The organism is Arthrobacter cryoconiti, assembly GCF_020905375.1.
Classification (GTDB): domain Bacteria; phylum Actinomycetota; class Actinomycetes; order Actinomycetales; family Micrococcaceae; genus Specibacter; species Specibacter cryoconiti.
On sequence record NZ_JAJJBU010000023.1, the window covers coordinates 134,235 to 151,237 of the forward strand.

Annotated in this window: 15 protein-coding genes and 1 tRNA gene; 3 read left to right on the plus strand and 13 right to left on the minus strand. The window is 59.7% G+C overall.

Annotated elements, in window-relative coordinates:
* Positions 1-353: 353 nt before the first annotated feature.
* From LOH53_RS12420 to LOH53_RS12435, 4 genes are all read right to left on the minus strand, one after another.
* Positions 354-1,616 carry a serine hydrolase domain-containing protein gene (locus tag LOH53_RS12420; RefSeq protein WP_230068058.1) on the minus strand — a complete coding sequence of 421 codons (1,263 nt, stop codon included), beginning with the start codon at positions 1,614-1,616 and terminating at the stop codon, positions 354-356.
* The gene (gene dacB, locus LOH53_RS12425) at positions 1,616-3,244 is read right to left on the minus strand and encodes a D-alanyl-D-alanine carboxypeptidase/D-alanyl-D-alanine endopeptidase (protein ID WP_230068059.1); all 1,629 of its coding nucleotides are present in this window, start codon (positions 3,242-3,244) and stop codon (positions 1,616-1,618) included. Before dacB ends, LOH53_RS12420 begins: the two co-directional genes overlap by 1 nt.
* The gene (locus LOH53_RS12430) at positions 3,241-4,455 is read right to left on the minus strand and encodes a serine hydrolase domain-containing protein (protein ID WP_230068060.1); all 1,215 of its coding nucleotides are present in this window, start codon (positions 4,453-4,455) and stop codon (positions 3,241-3,243) included. Before LOH53_RS12430 ends, dacB begins: the two co-directional genes overlap by 4 nt.
* 176 nt (positions 4,456-4,631) lie before the next feature.
* On the minus strand, positions 4,632-5,105 hold the full coding sequence (locus tag LOH53_RS12435; protein ID WP_230068061.1) for a MarR family winged helix-turn-helix transcriptional regulator: 474 nt from the start codon (positions 5,103-5,105) through the stop codon (positions 4,632-4,634).
* 145 nt (positions 5,106-5,250) lie between these two features.
* Here LOH53_RS12435 and LOH53_RS12440 point away from each other — a divergent pair, with 145 nt between their 5' ends.
* Positions 5,251-6,186 carry an NADP-dependent oxidoreductase gene (locus tag LOH53_RS12440; RefSeq protein WP_230068062.1) on the plus strand — a complete coding sequence of 312 codons (936 nt, stop codon included), beginning with the start codon at positions 5,251-5,253 and terminating at the stop codon, positions 6,184-6,186.
* A 140-nt stretch (positions 6,187-6,326) separates the two neighbouring features.
* On the opposite strand, the gene LOH53_RS12445 is transcribed toward LOH53_RS12440, so the two are convergent.
* The 9 genes from LOH53_RS12445 to LOH53_RS12485 form a co-directional block, all read right to left on the minus strand.
* Positions 6,327-6,403, minus strand: a tRNA-Pro gene (locus tag LOH53_RS12445).
* A 104-nt stretch (positions 6,404-6,507) separates the two neighbouring features.
* Positions 6,508-8,064: a ribosome biogenesis GTPase Der gene (der, locus tag LOH53_RS12450; protein ID WP_230068063.1), complete on the minus strand. Its 1,557-nt coding sequence runs from the start codon at positions 8,062-8,064 to the stop codon at positions 6,508-6,510.
* Positions 8,065-8,066: 2 nt separating this feature from the next.
* The gene (locus LOH53_RS12455; protein ID WP_230068064.1) at positions 8,067-8,792 is read right to left on the minus strand and encodes a lysophospholipid acyltransferase family protein; all 726 of its coding nucleotides are present in this window, start codon (positions 8,790-8,792) and stop codon (positions 8,067-8,069) included.
* Complete coding sequence (gene cmk, locus LOH53_RS12460) at positions 8,789-9,520, minus strand: (d)CMP kinase (protein WP_230068098.1); 732 nt, start codon at positions 9,518-9,520, stop codon at positions 8,789-8,791. The genes LOH53_RS12455 and cmk overlap by 4 nt, the downstream gene beginning before the upstream one ends.
* A 5-nt stretch (positions 9,521-9,525) precedes the next feature.
* The gene (locus LOH53_RS12465; RefSeq protein WP_230068065.1) at positions 9,526-10,629 is read right to left on the minus strand and encodes a prephenate dehydrogenase; all 1,104 of its coding nucleotides are present in this window, start codon (positions 10,627-10,629) and stop codon (positions 9,526-9,528) included.
* A gap of 7 nt (positions 10,630-10,636) precedes the next feature.
* Positions 10,637-11,851: a pseudouridine synthase gene (locus tag LOH53_RS12470; RefSeq protein ID WP_230068066.1), complete on the minus strand. Its 1,215-nt coding sequence runs from the start codon at positions 11,849-11,851 to the stop codon at positions 10,637-10,639.
* 89 nt (positions 11,852-11,940) lie between these two features.
* Positions 11,941-12,537, minus strand: a complete 597-nt coding sequence (gene scpB / locus LOH53_RS12475; protein ID WP_230068067.1) for an SMC-Scp complex subunit ScpB — start codon at positions 12,535-12,537, stop codon at positions 11,941-11,943.
* Complete coding sequence (locus LOH53_RS12480; protein ID WP_230068099.1) at positions 12,534-13,439, minus strand: segregation and condensation protein A; 906 nt, start codon at positions 13,437-13,439, stop codon at positions 12,534-12,536. The genes scpB and LOH53_RS12480 overlap by 4 nt, the downstream gene beginning before the upstream one ends.
* Positions 13,440-13,491: 52 nt before the next feature.
* Positions 13,492-14,385, minus strand: a complete 894-nt coding sequence (locus tag LOH53_RS12485; protein WP_230068068.1) for a ParA family protein — start codon at positions 14,383-14,385, stop codon at positions 13,492-13,494.
* Positions 14,386-14,579: 194 nt separating this feature from the next.
* Between LOH53_RS12485 and LOH53_RS12490 the strand changes: the two genes are divergently transcribed.
* Positions 14,580-15,317, plus strand: coding sequence for an ABC transporter ATP-binding protein (locus LOH53_RS12490; protein WP_230068069.1), 738 nt, complete (start codon positions 14,580-14,582; stop codon positions 15,315-15,317).
* Positions 15,318-15,320: 3 nt separating this feature from the next.
* Positions 15,321-16,994, plus strand: a complete 1,674-nt coding sequence (locus LOH53_RS12495) for a DUF6297 family protein (RefSeq protein WP_230068070.1) — start codon at positions 15,321-15,323, stop codon at positions 16,992-16,994.
* The last annotated feature ends 9 nt before the right edge of the window (positions 16,995-17,003 follow it).

The window sequence follows — 17,003 nt, forward strand, 5'->3', positions numbered from 1 at the left end:
CGAAGCAGGGGAAATGAACGCGTCTTAAATAAGTCGACCCGCATGGCAACGGCGAGTTACACATGCGGGCCTAGCCGCCGCTAACTTTGAGAAAAGCGCCTTGGCTACAAAGAACACTACCCGGGCGACTCCACTTCATACCAATCGGGCACGAGCGGGCTCCTGATGGGCAAGAGCGCCCCCAATCCACGGGACAATGTTCGGCCTCTCCTCTTCGGCACCACGTTCAGGCCGCAACCCTGCCTCTGTTAGCCTATGGAACCCGGAAGGTGCGACGGAGACGAAGAATATAGTTGCGCGAGCACTTGAGGTCGATGAGGTAGGCGATTCTGATCCCTGAGCGACCCTGACGACTACTCGTACATCTCCTTGATCAGCTTGCGGGCGATGGAGGTGGCTGGCCCTTGGCCGTCCGCCGCGGGGGCGAGGTTAGCCCAAACCACGAGGGTGACGTCGGCTTCGGGGTCGTAGCCCATAAAGGAGTTGAAACCGGGCAGCTCACCGGTGTGGCCGTAGAATTGTCCGAATTGGCCGAGGTTCCAGCCGTACTTCGGAGCATCCGGATTATCGGATGTGGCGATGGGACTGCTCATGCGAGCCTTCTGCATCTGGGGCTCGAGCAGATTTCCGCTCTTACCACCGAGCGCCTCGACCCACTTGGCGAGGTCGCCGATCGTCGAAATCCCAGATCCGGCCGACCATGCCCACGAGGGGTTATCAAGCGTGCCGTCGGTCGGCAGGAAAGTGCCGGCGTTTACCTTGGCCAGCAGGTCTGGCGGCAGCTTCGATGATGCGAGGGTGTTCACATTGGTCCACCAGTAGTAGCCATCGGAGTAGGGTGCCGGAAGGCTGCTGTCACCGATCGCGGGGAACGACGTTTCGGTGAGCCCTAGTGGCGCAAAGAGTCGGTCGGTGAATATTTGTGCGAGCGGCTTGCCGTCGAGCTTCTCGGCGATGAGCCCGAGCAGGATCGTGTTGGTGTTGGAGTAATGGTACTGCGTTCCGGGCTTGAAATCGGGGGGCAGCGCTAAGCCCATGGCCACTAGCTCTTCGGGCTGCCAGACCCGCTGGGGTTCGGCGTCGAGGGCGGCATTCAACGCGAACGTTTCTGTGTAATTGGCGAGACCGCTGCGCATCATGAGCATCTGTTCGATCGTGATGTTCTCGCCGTTGGGGACATCGGCTCTAAACTTCGACACAGGATCATCGAGGGAGATCTTCCCCTCCTGCACAAGTTGCAAGATGACGGTGCCCGTCCATGTCTTCGTGTTCGATCCAACGCGGATGTGATCGTCAACCGAGACCGGAGTGCTACCACCCGGGCGGGTCACCCCGTAGGTGGCAGTGAACTCGCCTTGGGGTGTGCGGATCAGCAGTGCGGCGCCAGGCTGCCCCAATTCTTTGGCCAGCTTCTCGAAGGTTGAGGTAAGTGCGGCCTTGTCGAGCGGCTTCAGTTTGGGTTGCGCAGCATCGGCGCTTGGCGCGCTGCTGGCCACCGGAGTCGACGGTGGGCTACTCGTGCAGGCTGTCAGTACGACCGCGATGACAAGCGCAGCGGCGGCCACCGTCGTTCTTGTGGTCAGGGTACGTATTACGCGTCTTCTCTGTGTGTTCATCAGTACGCCTGTTGGATCAGCGCGGCAACCTTGCCGACGTCGTCGTTCGCTTCGAAGACGCCTGCAAGGTCCTTGTAGAAGCCGTGATTCACTATGATGGTGAAGGCGAGGTGACGACCCTTCTTGGTGTCCATGACGCCACCTAGTGTCTTCGTCACCAGCCGGAAGCGGCCGTTGAACGCGTCGCTGCCAAGCAGAGTGCCGGTCTTCGCGAACACCTTGCCCGCCGCCTCGCTGCCAGCCTGCACGTCGGCGAGCGAGCCATCGACGCCGAGGATCGGCAGGGTGTCCCGCCACCGTTTCGCATCCGGGCGCTTGGCCATGATCGTCTGGATGTCAACGGCATTCCGTGGAGTGATGAAGTTGCCGTCAAGCCCTGATCCGTCCACCAGTGAGGCACCCAGAGTATCGAGACCCGCAGTGGCCCAAATTGATTGCATGACCGGCAGGCCGTCGTCGCACTTGGATTCTCCGGCATCGGCGGCAAGCCGGCATAGGAGCGCTTGTGCACCGCGGTTGTAGCTGATCTTCATCACGTACTTCACCTCTTCCCCTAGAGGCAACGACACGAGTTCAGCTGCTGAAGACAGCGCGGTAACGGCCGCCCGCGCGGGCAGGGACTGCTCCCGGTTGGGGGCCGTCGGATTCGCCGAAACGGACACTCCGGCGCGCTGCAGCGCCTCGATAAGTGCGGTGCGGGCGAAGGTTGCAGGATCTTCGAGTTCGTAGACCTTCAGGGCGGGCTGGCTGCCGGCCGCGACGGTACCCGATATCAAGATCGTGTTTGGGTCGTCGGGAGAAACTTTAGGATTCGATAGTTCGGTGCTCTTACCCGCGTCCACTGTCTGCACGTCGCTGACCAGCTTCCAGGGAGCCACCGCCGGCGTGAGCGCCGCCGTCGCTGGCTTGCCCTCCGCACCCGGAGTGATCACGATGTCCAGCAGGTTCTGATTGATAATGATCGGCGTGACCGGCTTCTTGTCAAGAGTGCCAGAGAATAAACGGTCATCGACGATCACGTCGCCGTTGACAGCAGTAATGCCCGAGGCCTTGACCTGTGCGGCCAAATTGTTCAAACCGGTGAGCGGGTCCTCAGGGGTGAGGGTCGCGCCGGGCAGCGGGTTCGCGTCATTGTGGTCAAGGTTGGTGAAGTCGACGGTGCCGTCAGCCTTCGTTCGCCCGCCCATCGTCAGATCCCCCTGGCCTACCAGGATGAGGTCGCCCGTGAGCGTGCCATCGGCGACGGTACCTGATTGCTTCACCGGGGTGGTGACCGTGTGATCTGGCCCCCATTTTACCCAAGCGGCACCGGCACTATAGGTTTTCACGAAAGATCCCGGCTCGGCGAGCTTGTCGCCATCGAGGTTGATCAGAGTCTCCCCCGTGTCGAGGTCTTTAGCCGAGATGCTCCAACGACCGCTGGAGAACTGCGGTTGGTTCATCACAGTGAGCGCAGCATCCGGCAGCCCTGGGACGGAGGAGATGCCGGCGGTGGGCGTACTGGTGGTACCGGCAGTGCCACCTACGCAACCAGCTGTCAGAGAGGCGGAAGCCACAATCGCAGCGATTCCTACGCCACGCAGGAGCCCAGTTCGGGCGGGGCGTGCGGTGGTGGTTGGTCTGCTCATTTGCTGGCTCCGCTCGAGAGCACCGCGGCGAGGGCGCGGAAGGCTTGGTCGGCCGGGTGAGATTTGTCGGGCGTGTCCGACTCGTTCATGTAGACCACGATGCTTGCCCCTGTTTCTTTATGATAAAAAGTTGCGGCGGTGAAGCCTACGCCCTCGCCGTTGTGCCCCCACCATCCGTCGGTGGTACCCATCCCCACGGCGTAGAGGTCGTAGGGAGGCTTGGCGATCTTGTGGCCGATCTTGCGCAGCTCCTGAGTTGCCGGCTTCAGCAGCGCACCAGTGCCGAGTGTGGTTGCCCATACACGGCCGTCCTCGAGCGTGGAGAACATCGACCCGGCTGGGCCCAGGATCGAGGAGTTCTCAGTTTTCGCCTGCGCAATACCGTCTTCGACGACGTATCCCACTGGGTGCGGCTTAGACCATTTTGAGGCATCGATCATATAGCTAGTGCCGGTTTGCCCGAGCGGATCGAGGATGCGCTGCGCCAGCACCTTGTCATAAGGCTCGCCGGTCACCTTCTCAATCACGGCACCGAGCAGGTTGATGTTGGAATTGGTGTAGACGTAGTCCGTACCGGGAGCGAATTGAGCTGGCTGACCCAGAGCACCACTGTTGAGCTCATCCAGCGTGAAGATCTTCGCCGGATTCGCCTGCCACTTCGCGAGGAACGCTTCATTGACGTAGTCGGCATTGCCGCTGGACATGTTCGCCAGCTCGAGCAATGTAATCCGATCGCCGTCGGTGACGCCGGGAACGTACTTGTTGAGGGTGTCCTCGAGACTCAGCTTTCCTTCGTCAGCCAGCTGAAGGATCAGAGTGACGGTGTAGGACTTCGTGATGCTGCGGATGGGCCACACCATGTCCGTGGTCACCGGGATTCCTCCGGCGACGTCCGCCACACCGGCGGCCGTGGTCCACGAACCCTGGCCGGGCACCCAGACCCCGACGGCTGCCCCGGGCACGTGGTATTGCGCCATGACCGACTCGAGGGCAGCTTGTAGCTTGACTTGGAGAGCGCTGGGGAGCGCGCCCGTGGGTGCCGCAGGACGGGAGGCCACGGCAGTGGTCGCCGTAGTGGTGCTGCCTGCGTTATTCGTACCGCTCCCAGCAGTCGGCGAAGAGCATGCGCTCAGTAGTAGACCGCCCGCAGCGACGAGACCTGCTGCCCGGATGATCCAGGGAACTCGGCGTAAGCTGCCGTCATAGTTCAAAATGGTCCTGCTCCTTACCATCTGCAATCGGGTGAGCCCTTTGCTCCCATTCCAATAATGCAGACTCGGCGCCCCGGAGACCATAGACCTAGGTCCAGTATGCCGCTGCCATTTTCCTACCAGTCTGGTGAGGGTGCGCCGTTAAACGCCGTTCCAGAACGCTGGTCCAGTCGGTGTTAGCGGCGTGCCAGCTGCTCGCGGACGGTGGTAGCGACCCTTGCCAGCGCTTCGTGAAGGGCCTCTTGCTGCCCGTGCGTCAAAGGATCGAAGACGAGTTGACGGACACGTGCGACGTGCCCGGGGGCGGATTCGACGACCTGCGATAGCCCGGCGTCAGTGAGTGTAGCGAGCGTATAGCGGCCGTTGTGCGGATCCGAAAAACGGTGGACCCATCCGCTGCGTTCGAACCGGACCATGACCTTCGATAGTCTCGGCTGGCTACTATCGCACAGTGCAGCGAGGTCGCTCAATCGCAGGGTTTTATCAGTGGCCATCGAGAGTCGGGCCAGGACGCTGTACTCGAAGTTCGACATGCCCGCATCTTGCTCGAGCTGGCGATCTAGCAAGTTTGGCAGGCCAATGACGATCGTGAGTAGATCCTGCCAGACGTCCTGCTGACTGTTGTCGAGCCACCGGGGGGAAGTTGTCATATAGCCGAGCATATCAACGATTACCCGCCTTGACTTGCCTAGGCAACTGAGTCATGCTTTCTTCAGTTGCCTAGGCAAGTGAGGGAGACTTTCGCTCTGCGGGTAGCTGACTTAAGAACGCCAATTAAAAATCAAAGGAGCACCAGTGAAGGCCATTCGCTACCACGAGTTCGGCAGTACAGAAGTCCTCCAAGAAGAGGAGGTGCAACGACCCACGCCCGCAGCCGACGAAGTGTTGATACGAGTCGTCGCCACGTCCTTCAACCCGGTCGATGACCACATCCGACTAGGCGTGCTGGCAGACGCCATCCCCACGCCACTACCGATTACACCTGGTCTCGATGTCGCAGGTACCGTCGAACAGCTTGGCGAAAACGTCACCACCTTCCAGGTCGGTGACGCGGTGATCGGCATGTTCCCACTGGACGTGCACGGCGGTGCGGCGGAGTATGCAGTGATTGCAGCCAATTTCCTGGCCGCGGCGCCGACAACGCTGCCGCTGGTCGATGCTGCCGCGCTGCCTCTCACCGGCCTCGCCGCACGGCAGGCTGCAGTCGAGCTCGGGCAGGTCGCTAAAGGCCAGACCGTTCTCGTGAACGGCGCGGGTGGCGCCGTTGGCAGTATCGTGGTCCAACTCGCCGCTGACGCTGGTGCCGTAGTGACCGCCGTCGACGGACCGCAGCACGCAGAGCGGCTTCACGCACAAGGAGCGTCAAGCTTCTATGGGCCACTCGATCTTGATGCAGGCCCGCAAGTAATCGGCGGACCATTTGACCTGGTTGTGAACCACGTGCGGTTGTCCGCGGAGGACTTAGCCAAGTTGACGGACTTCGTCGCCGATGGCGGGATCGCGGTGAGTTCCGCCGGAGCGATCCCGAGCAACGAGTCTCGATTTACCCGATCGGCCAACGTGTGGGTTGCCCCGAGCGGCGCGAACTTGGCCGATTTGGTCGCACGCCTCGACGCTGGCCGCATCGAGCTCAATATCGTCGATCGGCGTCCTCTAGACCAGCTGCGCGCGATTCACTCGGAGGCCGCTGCTGGCAAGCTCGCCGGGAAGACCGTCATTACGGTCGGCTAACCCGCAAACCGCGGGTTCAGGTGCTCAAAACTGATCGATCACAGTTTCTGCCAAAAATCGTTGAAAACCACACGGCAAAAACAAATAGCTCGAACCCACGAAACGTGGGTTCGAGCTATTTATTGTCTTGCACTTTCATTTGGTCGGGCTGACAGGATTTGAACCTGCGACCCCCTGACCCCCAGTCAGGTGCGCTACCAAGCTGCGCTACAGCCCGAAAGTTCAACGTCCGGAAGGCATCTCCCGTGGCTGAACCACCTGAAAAAGCTTACCTCATAAAAGAGGTCGTGATGACCATCTAAAGGCTCGCTGTGGGCGGCGTTACTTCTTGCGGCTGCGCTTTTCGCGTACGCGCATGCTGACTTCGATCGGGGTTCCCTCAAAGCCAAAAGTCTCGCGCAAGCGACGGGTGATGAAGCGCCGGTAGCCGGGATCCAAGAAGCCGGTCGTAAACAGAACGAACTTCGGCGGGCGGCTAGAAGCCTGAGTACCAAAGAGAATACGCGGCTGCTTCCCGCCACGAACAGGGTGGGGATGCTCCGAGACCAGCTCACCCAGGAAAGCGTTGAGGCGACCGGTTGGGATACGACGGTCCCAGTTCTCAAGAGCCAAGTCCAAGGCGGGCACCAGCTTATCTTTGTGCCATCCAGTTTTTGCGGAAATATTTACTCGAGGAGCCCAATCCACGTGGGCCAGATCCTGGTCGATTTCCCGCTCCAAGTACTTACGGCGTTCATCGTCAAGGAGGTCCCATTTGTTGAATGCCAGCACAAGTGCACGGCCAGACTCCATGGCCAACTGCAAAATGCGCACGTCCTGTTCGCTGAGTACTTCATCCACAGCAATGAGCACTACGGCTACTTCAGCCTTCTCCAGCGCTGACTGTGTACGCAGTGATGCGTAAAAGTCAGCTCCCTGCGCCATATGCTGACGACGACGAATGCCTGCGGTATCAACGAAACGCCAGGTACGTCCGCCAAGCTCTACGAGCTCATCAACAGGATCACGCGTAGTGCCAGCTACGTTATCAACCACGACCCTGTCAGTTCCGGCCAGCTTGTTCAACAGTGATGATTTGCCGACATTGGGCCGCCCGATCAAAGCTATGCGCCGCGGACCGCCGGAGCGCTCCACCCCCGCAACAGCGGAAAACTCGGGAAGCACATCCATGACCCTGTCCAACATGTCGGCTACGCCGCGGCCGTGCACAGCCGAAACCGGGTAGGGCTCCCCTAGGCCCAAGCCCCACAGCATGGCGTTGTCAGCTTCTTGGACAATGTCATCTACCTTGTTGCCAACCAAGATGATCGGCTTCTTAGCCTTCCGCAACATCCGCACAATGGCCTCATCGGAAGACGTGATACCAACCATCGCATCTACTACTAACAGCACGGCGTCGGCCATTTCCACTGCGATTTCGGCTTGCTCGGCCACCCGCAAATCGATGCCCCGGGCGTTGCTTTCCCAGCCGCCGGTATCCACCAAAGTGAAGTTGCGTCCATTCCAGTCAGCGGTGTACTGCACACGGTCACGGGTTACACCGGGAGTGTCCTCCACGACAGCCTCACGGCGTCCCAAGATGCGGTTAACCAAAGTGGACTTGCCCACGTTGGGACGTCCCACGATGGCAAGCACGGGATCTTGATTCAGCGCCTCCTCGGAGGTGCCGTCGTCGAACCCGCCGGCGAGGAGCGCGGCGTCTTCGTCATCAAGTTCGTAGCTGCCTAGCCCCGCTAAGAGACCTGCGGCGCGAGCTTCGGCGTCCTCATCAGAGATTTCCGCTACCCTCTGGGCAACATGGTCAGTACCCGTGGGCACGTAGTCCTCGTGACTAGAATCACCCTGATCGGGGCGCGTGGCAGACGTGGAGTCGCTCATGGTTACTGTCCTTTATGCTTTGAAGTATGGTGGTCATCCGCAGGTAAATCCTGCCCCGTAATGGCGGCGGCGGCCTCAATGTGGGCTGCCAGCCGAACCCGGATTTTTTCGGTCGCCCTGTCCATTGAAACACGGCCGCTGACCCCAGGCTCACGCTCAATTTTCACGGCCTCCCCAAAAACCACCTGCAATTGGCGGCGTGGGCGCGGAATTGTGTCCCGATGTTCGGTGCCAATGCGTGTTCCCAAAATGGCAACAGGAACCACGGTGGCACCCGAGTTTAGTGCCAGCCAAGCAACACCGCTGTTCATATTCGCGGCATCGCCCGTTCCGCGAGTACCTTCCGGAAGAATACCCACACAATCTCCGCGTTCCAACACGGCTTTGGCGTGTTGGAGAGCAGCACGGTCACCTTCACGATTTACCGGAATCTGGCCGGAGGCGAACAGCACACGGCCCAAAAAACCCTTGAACATGTCATGGCGGACCATGACATGCATGTAACGACTGGCGGCTCCTACCATCACGGGGCCATCAAGGTAGCTGAGGTGATTGGCGGCGAAAATCACCGGACCGGCTGTTGGTATGTTTGTCCGACCCGTCACCGTGGTGCGGTACACGACGTGGTCAAGAACACGTCCGAGTGGCCTGCTCCAGCGTGTTTTCCACCGTGGCGGTGCCGCTGTAAGTTCCAGCAGGACAGGAGTAGATGATCCAGTCTTTGTCATGACGACTGGTCCTTACTCACTGCCCGCCGGACGACGTTGAGAACGGCGTCGACAGTTTGCTCAAAATCTAGCTCGGAGGAGTCCACAGTGAACACGCCGTCCGCGGCCTGTTGAAAATCCACCACCGCGGAGTCTTTGAGATCGCGGGCCAGAACTTGCTCCTCTAGCGCTGCAGCGCTTAGTGTGCCGCCCAATTGCAGTCCGCGGCGGCGCATCCTGGCTTCTTCACTAGCGGTCAAGATCAGGCGAACCTCCGCTTGCGGCGCCACCACCGTGGTGATGTCCCGGCCTTCCACCACCATACGATTTCCAGATTCGGCGATGAGAACCTGCTGGCGGCGAACCAGCTCCGCGCGTGCACCCAGATTTGTGGCCACGGCACTGACAGCTTTGGAAATATCAGGCTCGCGGATGGGACCCGTTACGTTAATCCCGTTTACCTTGACGAAGTCCTTCTCCGGGGTCAGGCTGAGATCGATGTTCAGCGAGCGTGCGGCATGTTCGACGGCGGCAGCGTTTGCAAAACTAATCTGGCCGTTGATGCAATGCCACGTCAGGGCACGGTACATAGCGCCCGTATCCAAAAAGCCCAGACCTAGCCGCTTGGCAACTGCCTTGCTAACACTAGACTTCCCTGAGCCTGAGGGCCCGTCAATGGCCACGACCAAGGTCTTGCCTTCGCGCAGGCGCTCCACCGAAAAAACCGGTTCGGGGAACGTTACGAACATATCCGTCACAGAACTACCTTCCAACCACGATCAGTCAAGTCTTCCACCAAGGCGGTGCGTTTGGACGGCAGGACGGATAGTTCCACCATCCCCACGGCTACACCAGCCGAGTGGTCCAGTCGTAAGTCTTCCACGTTCACGCCAATGTCGCCGATCTCCGTGAGCAACTTTGCAATTTGTCCTGGTTTGTCGTCCACAAGCACCGTCAACCACGAGTACGAGGTTGCAGGTCCGCCATGTTTTCCCGGAATTCGGCTCTGTCCCGCGTTACCCTCAGCCATCAGTTGTGCCAAGTCTAAGCGGGCGCCAGGCGCCGTAGGCGCGCTCAGCGTGGTGATCAACCGGTCCAAATCAGTTTGAACGCCGTGCAGGATCTCCAGCAGTCTCGGAGCGTTGGCCCCAAGAATTTGCACCCATAACGTCGGATCGCTTGCGGCGATCCGGGTCACGTCACGCAAGCCGTTGCCAGCTAGTGAAAGCGCATGCGCTGGCGTTTCCTGAAGACGGCTAGCCACAAGAGAAGACATGACTTGCGGCAAGTGGCTCACCAGAGCCACGGCGGCGTCGTGTTCCTCCGGAGTGAACCGGAACACCACTGCGCCAAGATCGATGGCCAGCGAATGGGCCACTTTCACGGCGTGGTGCGAACTTTGATCGGAGGCACACAGCACCCACGGCATTGAGTTGAACAGCTCTGAACGCGCTGCTACCGGTCCGCTGCGTTCGCGCCCGGCCATGGGATGAGTACCCACATAGCGCGTCAATAGTTCGCTCTTCGCGCCAACTATTGCGGCAAGTTCCGTGGCAATGGCCACTTTGATGCTGGCAATATCAACCACGACGGCGCACGCGTACGTTTCCAGCGCGTGCGCCACCACGCTTGCGCTCACGTCGGGTGGTGCAGCCACGACCACGAGTTCAGGTTCCAGATCCTCGGCGATCCGCAACGCACGCCCAGCACCAATATCTACGGCAACTGCCTGGGCTGACGGGGAAGGGTCAGAGAGCACCACATCAATGCCATGGGCCCGCAGCCCCAGACCGATGCTGGCTCCAAGCAGTCCACTGCCTAGAACCAGGACCGGGCCGGTCAAATGCGTCGGGTTCATCCGCGTCCTACATCCCCACTTCGGCCAGCAAATGACCTACTTCGTGGCGGCCCAGGATACGAACGCTGCCTTGGCGCTGGTCGCCCAAAGCAAGAGGACCGAATTTCACACGGACCAGACGCTCCACTGGGTAACCGACCGCGTCAAACATACGGCGCACGATCCGGTTCTTACCCGAGTGCAAAATGACCTCAGCAAGGACGTGGCCGGGTGTCGAATCGACCAGACGGAAGGAGTCAACCTTGGCCCAGCCGTCTTCCAGTTCCACACCATCTTTTAGCTGGGCTCCGACGCCCTGGGCCATGGGACCGCGCACCTGTGCCAAATACGTCTTTTGTACGCCGTATTTGGGGTGGCTGAGGCGGTTGGAGAGCTCGCCGTCGTTGGTCAGGAGCAACAAGCCCTCAGTGTTGTTGTCGAGTCGACCAACGTGGAACAGGCGTTCGCGAGTCTGTCGCTTCTTGAGGAAGTCACTGATGCAAGGGCGCCCTTCCGGGTCCTCCATAGTGGAGACAACACCTTTGGGTTTGTTGAAGATCATGTAGACCATGGATTCGTTGGTCTGAATGGTCATGCCATCCACCGCAATGTCGGTAGTTTCCGGATCCACACGAAGGCCCAGCTGCGTCACAGTTACGCCGTCGACCTGGACGCGACCTTCTAAAATCATGTCCTCACACAAGCGACGCGAAGCAACGCCAGCCATCGCCATGACTTTTTGCAGGCGCACGCCGTGTGCATTGTGAATATCGACATCGTCGCTGGTCACTTGGGGGCGACGGTTCTGCTCAGTGGGACGGTTCTTTACCGGTCCAAGATTGCGTCCATACTGATCGTTCTTGAACGGGCGGGCGCCTGTCTGAGAGGGCTTGCGCGTTCCGCTCCCACTACCTGCCCGGGCGGCGGCACGTGCGCCGAACCTGGTGGCACCAGAAGTTGCCGAATCCGACTTGGGGTATCCGGGCTTAGACGCGCCGGCACCCTTGTAACCACTGGATTTGGGTGCGCCGGCACCCTTATAACCATCCGATTTGTATCCATCGGACTTGGGTGCGCCGGCACCCTTATAACCATCGGATTTGTATCCACCGGACTTGGGTGCGCCGGCACCCTTGTAACCACCGGATTTTGGGGCGCCAGACCTAGGAGCGCCTGAGCGGGCGTTTCCTCCGCGCGGCTGATTCTGTCCGGAAGAGCTTCCGGAACGGGGCGACGGTGTCATTGGATTGTCCTTAATGCTAAAAAGTTGGTGCGGAAAAGTAAGCGGGGTCCTGAAGTTTTCAGGGATGCAGCGGGTGGGGCACGGGATACTCAGAGTTGGGCATCATCAAAATCGTGAAGGTTTTCCAAACCTGGCAAATGTTGTGCAATTTGCGGCAAATCTTCCACGCTCCCAATCCCCAACCGTTCCAAAAAGTACGCTGTGGTGCGGTACAGGAATGCCCCTGACACTGGATCAGTGCCCACTTCCTCAATCAGGCCGCGCTGTGCCAGCGTCCTCACTACCGAGTCCACGTTCACACCACGGATGGCAGAAACCCGGGCCCGCGAGACAGGCTGACGGTAAGCAATCACCGCCAAGGTCTCCAAGGCCGCCTGCGTGAGCCGGGCCGTTTGGCCGTCCACAACAAACTGTGACACGATCCCGGCATAGGCGGGGCGTGAATAGAACCGCCATCCTCCGGCAAGTTCCCGAAGTTCAAAGCCGCGCACCGGTACAGTGTCACCGGTTCTAGTATAGCCGTCGTACTCCCGTGCCAGTTCGTGGAGTGCGTCACGTACCAAGGCGGCGGGAAGACCCACTACCGCGGCGAGCGATTCCTCGGAGACAGGCTCCTCCACTACCATCAGCACAGCTTCCAACGCCGCATGGACGACGTTGGACTCGGAGCCGTTACTTTCATTCATGGGGCCACCTCCGCGGCGTCATCTTGGTTGAGCTCTTCATCAAAGTCACTCTCGCCTAAAGCCGTGGACCGCACCCCAGCACTCCAATGCACCAACAACTCCCCCAAGGGGCTGGCTTGGTCAAAAGCCACAACGGTATCGCGAAACAACTCCAAGAGGGCCAGGAAGCGCGCGATCACTTCCGTCGAGTCTTTGGCACCGGTGCATAGCATCCGAAAAGACAAGGGTGTGCCGTTCCAGCTGGCCGCATTTGGATCACTGGGGGCTGGCATACCAAAGGTCAGCATGGCTGTGATGATCGCGGCTTGTTCGCGCACGCTGACGGGCTGCGAGTGCAAGTGCGCAAGTCCCACTAGCGTGGGTGGTGAATCCTTAGGCGCCAATGCAGTACTAGCCAGTTCGGCGAATTGCTCCGGGGTGTGGCGCCATACGAGTTCTGGGAGGAGCGCAGCGAAGTGCGGTTCCAAGCTCACCAACCGGGGGAACCGCTGAGCTTGGCGTTCGAGTTCACTCCCGAGCAAACCAGCTACTTCCTTGAACGCCTTGTATTGCAAAAGTCGTGCAAACAAAAGGTCGCGCGCTTCCAAAAGCGCTAGATCGTCGTCGTTCTCCACTTCACCGGCTGGAAGCAGACGGGCCGCCTTCAAATCCAGCAAGGTGGCGGCGAGAACCAAAAACTCACTCGCTTCATCCAGCGCCCACGGTCCGCCAAGATCGGTAAGCGCTTTCAAATACGCGATGAACTCGTCGGTGACCGTGGCAATGGCCACATCCGTGATATCGAGCTCATGCTTGGAAATCAGCCCCAGCAGTAGGTCAAAGGGTCCAGTGAAGTTCTCCAACCGCACTTCAAACCGCCCCTTGCCAGCTGCTACGAGGGGCTCATCTAGTTTCAGCTCCAGGAGAGTGCCAGGTTCTGCCGCGATCCCCGCGGCAGCAGTCGACGTAAGCGATTTAGGGTGCGCCGCCACGGGCAATCAGCTCTTTGGCCAGACGGCGGTATGAGTCGGCGCCGGGGTGATTGGCAGCGTAGGTGGTGATGGGTTCTGCCGCCACTGAGGCATCGGCAAATTTGATGGTGCGCTTTATGACGGTTTCAAAGACTTTGTCGCCAAATGCTTCCATGAGACGTGCCAGCACTTCACGGGCATGAAGTGTGCGGGCGTCATACATGGTTGCCAGAACACCGTCCACCTGTAAACCAGGATTTAGCCGGTCCTGAACCTTGTCAATGGTCTCAACCAGTAGAGCTACGGCGCGCAACGCGAAGAACTCGCAGATCAGCGGGATGATGACACCGTGCGCGGCTGTTAGCGCATTGACTGTCAGCAGACCGAGGGAGGGCTGGCAGTCGATCAGAACGACGTCGTAATCGTCTTCAACCTTCCGCAACGCACTAGCCAAAACCTGCTCGCGAGCTACCTCGTTGACCAGTTGCACCTCTGCAGCGGAGAGATCAATGTTTGCCGGGAGGATATCGATATTTTCAATCTCGGTGTGCAAGATGGCATCACGGATATCCACTTTTCGGTCCATAAGTACGTTGTAGACGGTGATGTCGAGTTCGTGCGGGTTAGTGCCCAAACCTGCTGAGAGGGCGCCCTGCGGGTCAAAATCCACCAGCAAAACCCTGCGGCCAGCTTCAGCAAGCGCGGCGCCGAGATTGATGGCCGACGTCGTTTTACCCACGCCGCCTTTTTGGTTCACCATGGCGATAATGCGGGCTGGACCGTGCGTGAGAAGTACGGGAGGTTCCGGGAAATCGGTCAGAGGCCGGCCCGTGGGACCCATGACGGCGTCATCGACGTCCACGCCTTCAAGGGTTGTTGAACCCTGATCGTTGCTCACCTGTCAGTCCACTCTTTCGCTGCTTTGTTGAAATTTCTCTGGCTATCCGCCCTGGCATTTTTCACGTGCCGCCATCATTGTCTTACGTTACCGGTTGAATGGGGCATGTTTTGGACATTTGCACGCCAAGGATTTTGAGCCTTGAGCTTCAACCTGAAGATGAATGTTTGCATCCGCGCATATACTTCGAAGCGATGAGCAAAGCAACTAATTCCCCCCAGAAGTCCCCCGCCCGGCGAGAACCAGCTGTAGTGCGTGCGGATAAACTACAGGCTGGCTACGGCACTACGGCCGTATGCGGTGTGGTCAGCTTCAGCCTCCACGGCGGTCAAGCCATGGCGCTCGTGGGCCCCAACGGGGCTGGCAAGTCCACAGTGGTTAAAACAGTCGTCGGCCAGCTAGAGGCCGTCTCCGGAACCACCCTCATCAACGGGGCAGAAGTAGACGATCGGACCTTAGACTTTCGCCGCGAGGTGGCAGTGGTCTTTGACGACGACGCCTTCTTCCCGGCTCTGACCGTAGAGGAGCACCTGGCTATCGTCTCTGCCGGGCACGGGGTAGAAGACGTTGAGGAAACGATCAGCGCAGAGTTGGAGTTCTTTGGCTTGGCTGCACTGGCCAAATCCCGCCCATATAACCTTTCTTCGGGGCAACGGCGGCGCATGCTGCTGGCTTCCGCATTTGTCCGGCCACGTTCTCTATTAGTGCTCGATGAACCCGAGCAGCGCCTCGATACGGCCATGCGCCACAGACTTGCCACTAGATTGCGGGCCGAGGTAGATGCCGGCTTGGCCTTACTGGTGGTGACGCACGATCCAGATTTCCTCTCCACGGTTGCCACCAAGGCCCTTTTCATTGCCGATACGATCCACACCATGACGCCAACACAAGCGGCCGTGGCCATCGCCAGCGAAAACCCCCACGCGGACTAAACCATGACGACTAACACCAGCCAGCGCTTTAGCGCCAACGAAATTCGTCAGTACACCTTCAAGGTGGGGCTTAGCCGCACCGAGGGCGGCGTCATGGAGCTCATTTCCGAGGCTTACACATTTGTCCTTGGCGGCTTGACATTGCTCACCATGGCAGGCGCCATCATTGTAGGCCTGCGCAATAGTCTGGGAGTGGGCCATGAATCCGCCCTGGTCGCCTCGGCGGTGGCGCCAGGCTTCCACTCCGTCACTCTGCTCCAGGCCAGTGCGACAGTCCTGCTGACACTGGCGGCATCACTGCTGGCAGTGGAAATGACGGTGGGACCCATCACCATGAGCGTTCCGCAAACTGCGTGGTGGCTGGGACTGCCGGTGCGCCGCCGCGGCTTCATCCAGCCCGGGTTCCTGAAATCACTTATTTGGCCTGCCGTTGCTGCCGTGGCCGTTGTCATTCCCATTGCTTTGGGCATGGCATCTAACCCAACACCTGGGCGGATTGCGCTGGCGGTTCTGTGTGGGATGGGGTTGGGCTGGCTCCTATATGGCGTGGCTGCTTGGTGCCAGATAACCAATTCCGGCTCCTGGCTAAAAGTCCTCACAGCGGTCATAACTCTTGTGGCACCGTTGACGTTGGTGGCCACCGCCCTCTACAACAACACCGCCGGCGCGGCCTCGATCACCGGGGCCCAAACCTCATGGATGGAATATCTGCCCACCAGCTGGCCATTGCTAGTGGCCGACGGAGCCATTTGGCCACTGATCATCGTCGTCTTTGCTGTGCTAGTGCTCGGCGCCGTTTACCTGAACCTGGAACGGATCACCACCCGTCAGCTCAAGGCCAGTGCAGCTGCCGGAGCTTATGTGGCCGGCTCTCTTATGTCCATGGATGCCACAGAACTCTCCAAGTCCTTGGGCGGCGGGCCAGCCTCGGGTACCTCACGCGTGCGGTTGCCTCTTATTTTTCATGGTGGAACCGTGTTTTCCCGCAGTGTCAAAACTCTGTTGAGCACTCACACAACCATGATCCTGCGCTCACCCATGTCGCTGCTACGGGTGCTGATGCTGGCCGCCATTCCCGCTTCTCTGGCGGCAGTGGAATTCCTGGGCAATGCTGTGCTTATTGCCGTTGTGCTCTATTTATGCGCACACTTTGCTGCGACAACGTTGGGGGCTACTGCGCGCTTTGCCAATGGCAACCCCGCCGTAGACATGCTCATGCCACTCCCGGCCAAGGTGGTACGCCGCGTCCACTACGTCTTGCCTGCCCTTGGTATGACGGTGTGGACAGCGGTCTGCTTTGGACTCCTGCTAGCCCTCGGAGTGGGATCCCCGGCACTGCTGGTCCTGGCCTTGCTGGCGGGCCCTGGGTTAGGCGCCGCCACGTTGCGGGCGGCCTTCCGGCCAGCCCCCGATTGGAACATGCCAGCCGTGGCTACCGCATCCGGTCCGATCCCCACCGGGGCCGTCAAAGCGTTCCTTGTTGGTCCCGACCTGACACTCATTTCCCTCTTGCCAGTGCTGATTTGCCTCATTGCCGGGGCTGTTCCAGCCGTGGCCTTCCCCGCGCAGCTAACTCTGACCTACGTGGCGTTCCTCTGGGGAACCCACGTACGCAAGCCAAAATCGGCCAAGTCCAAAGGAATGTTCGGCATGCCGCCTGCGCCGGTGGCCAAATAGCACACCGGC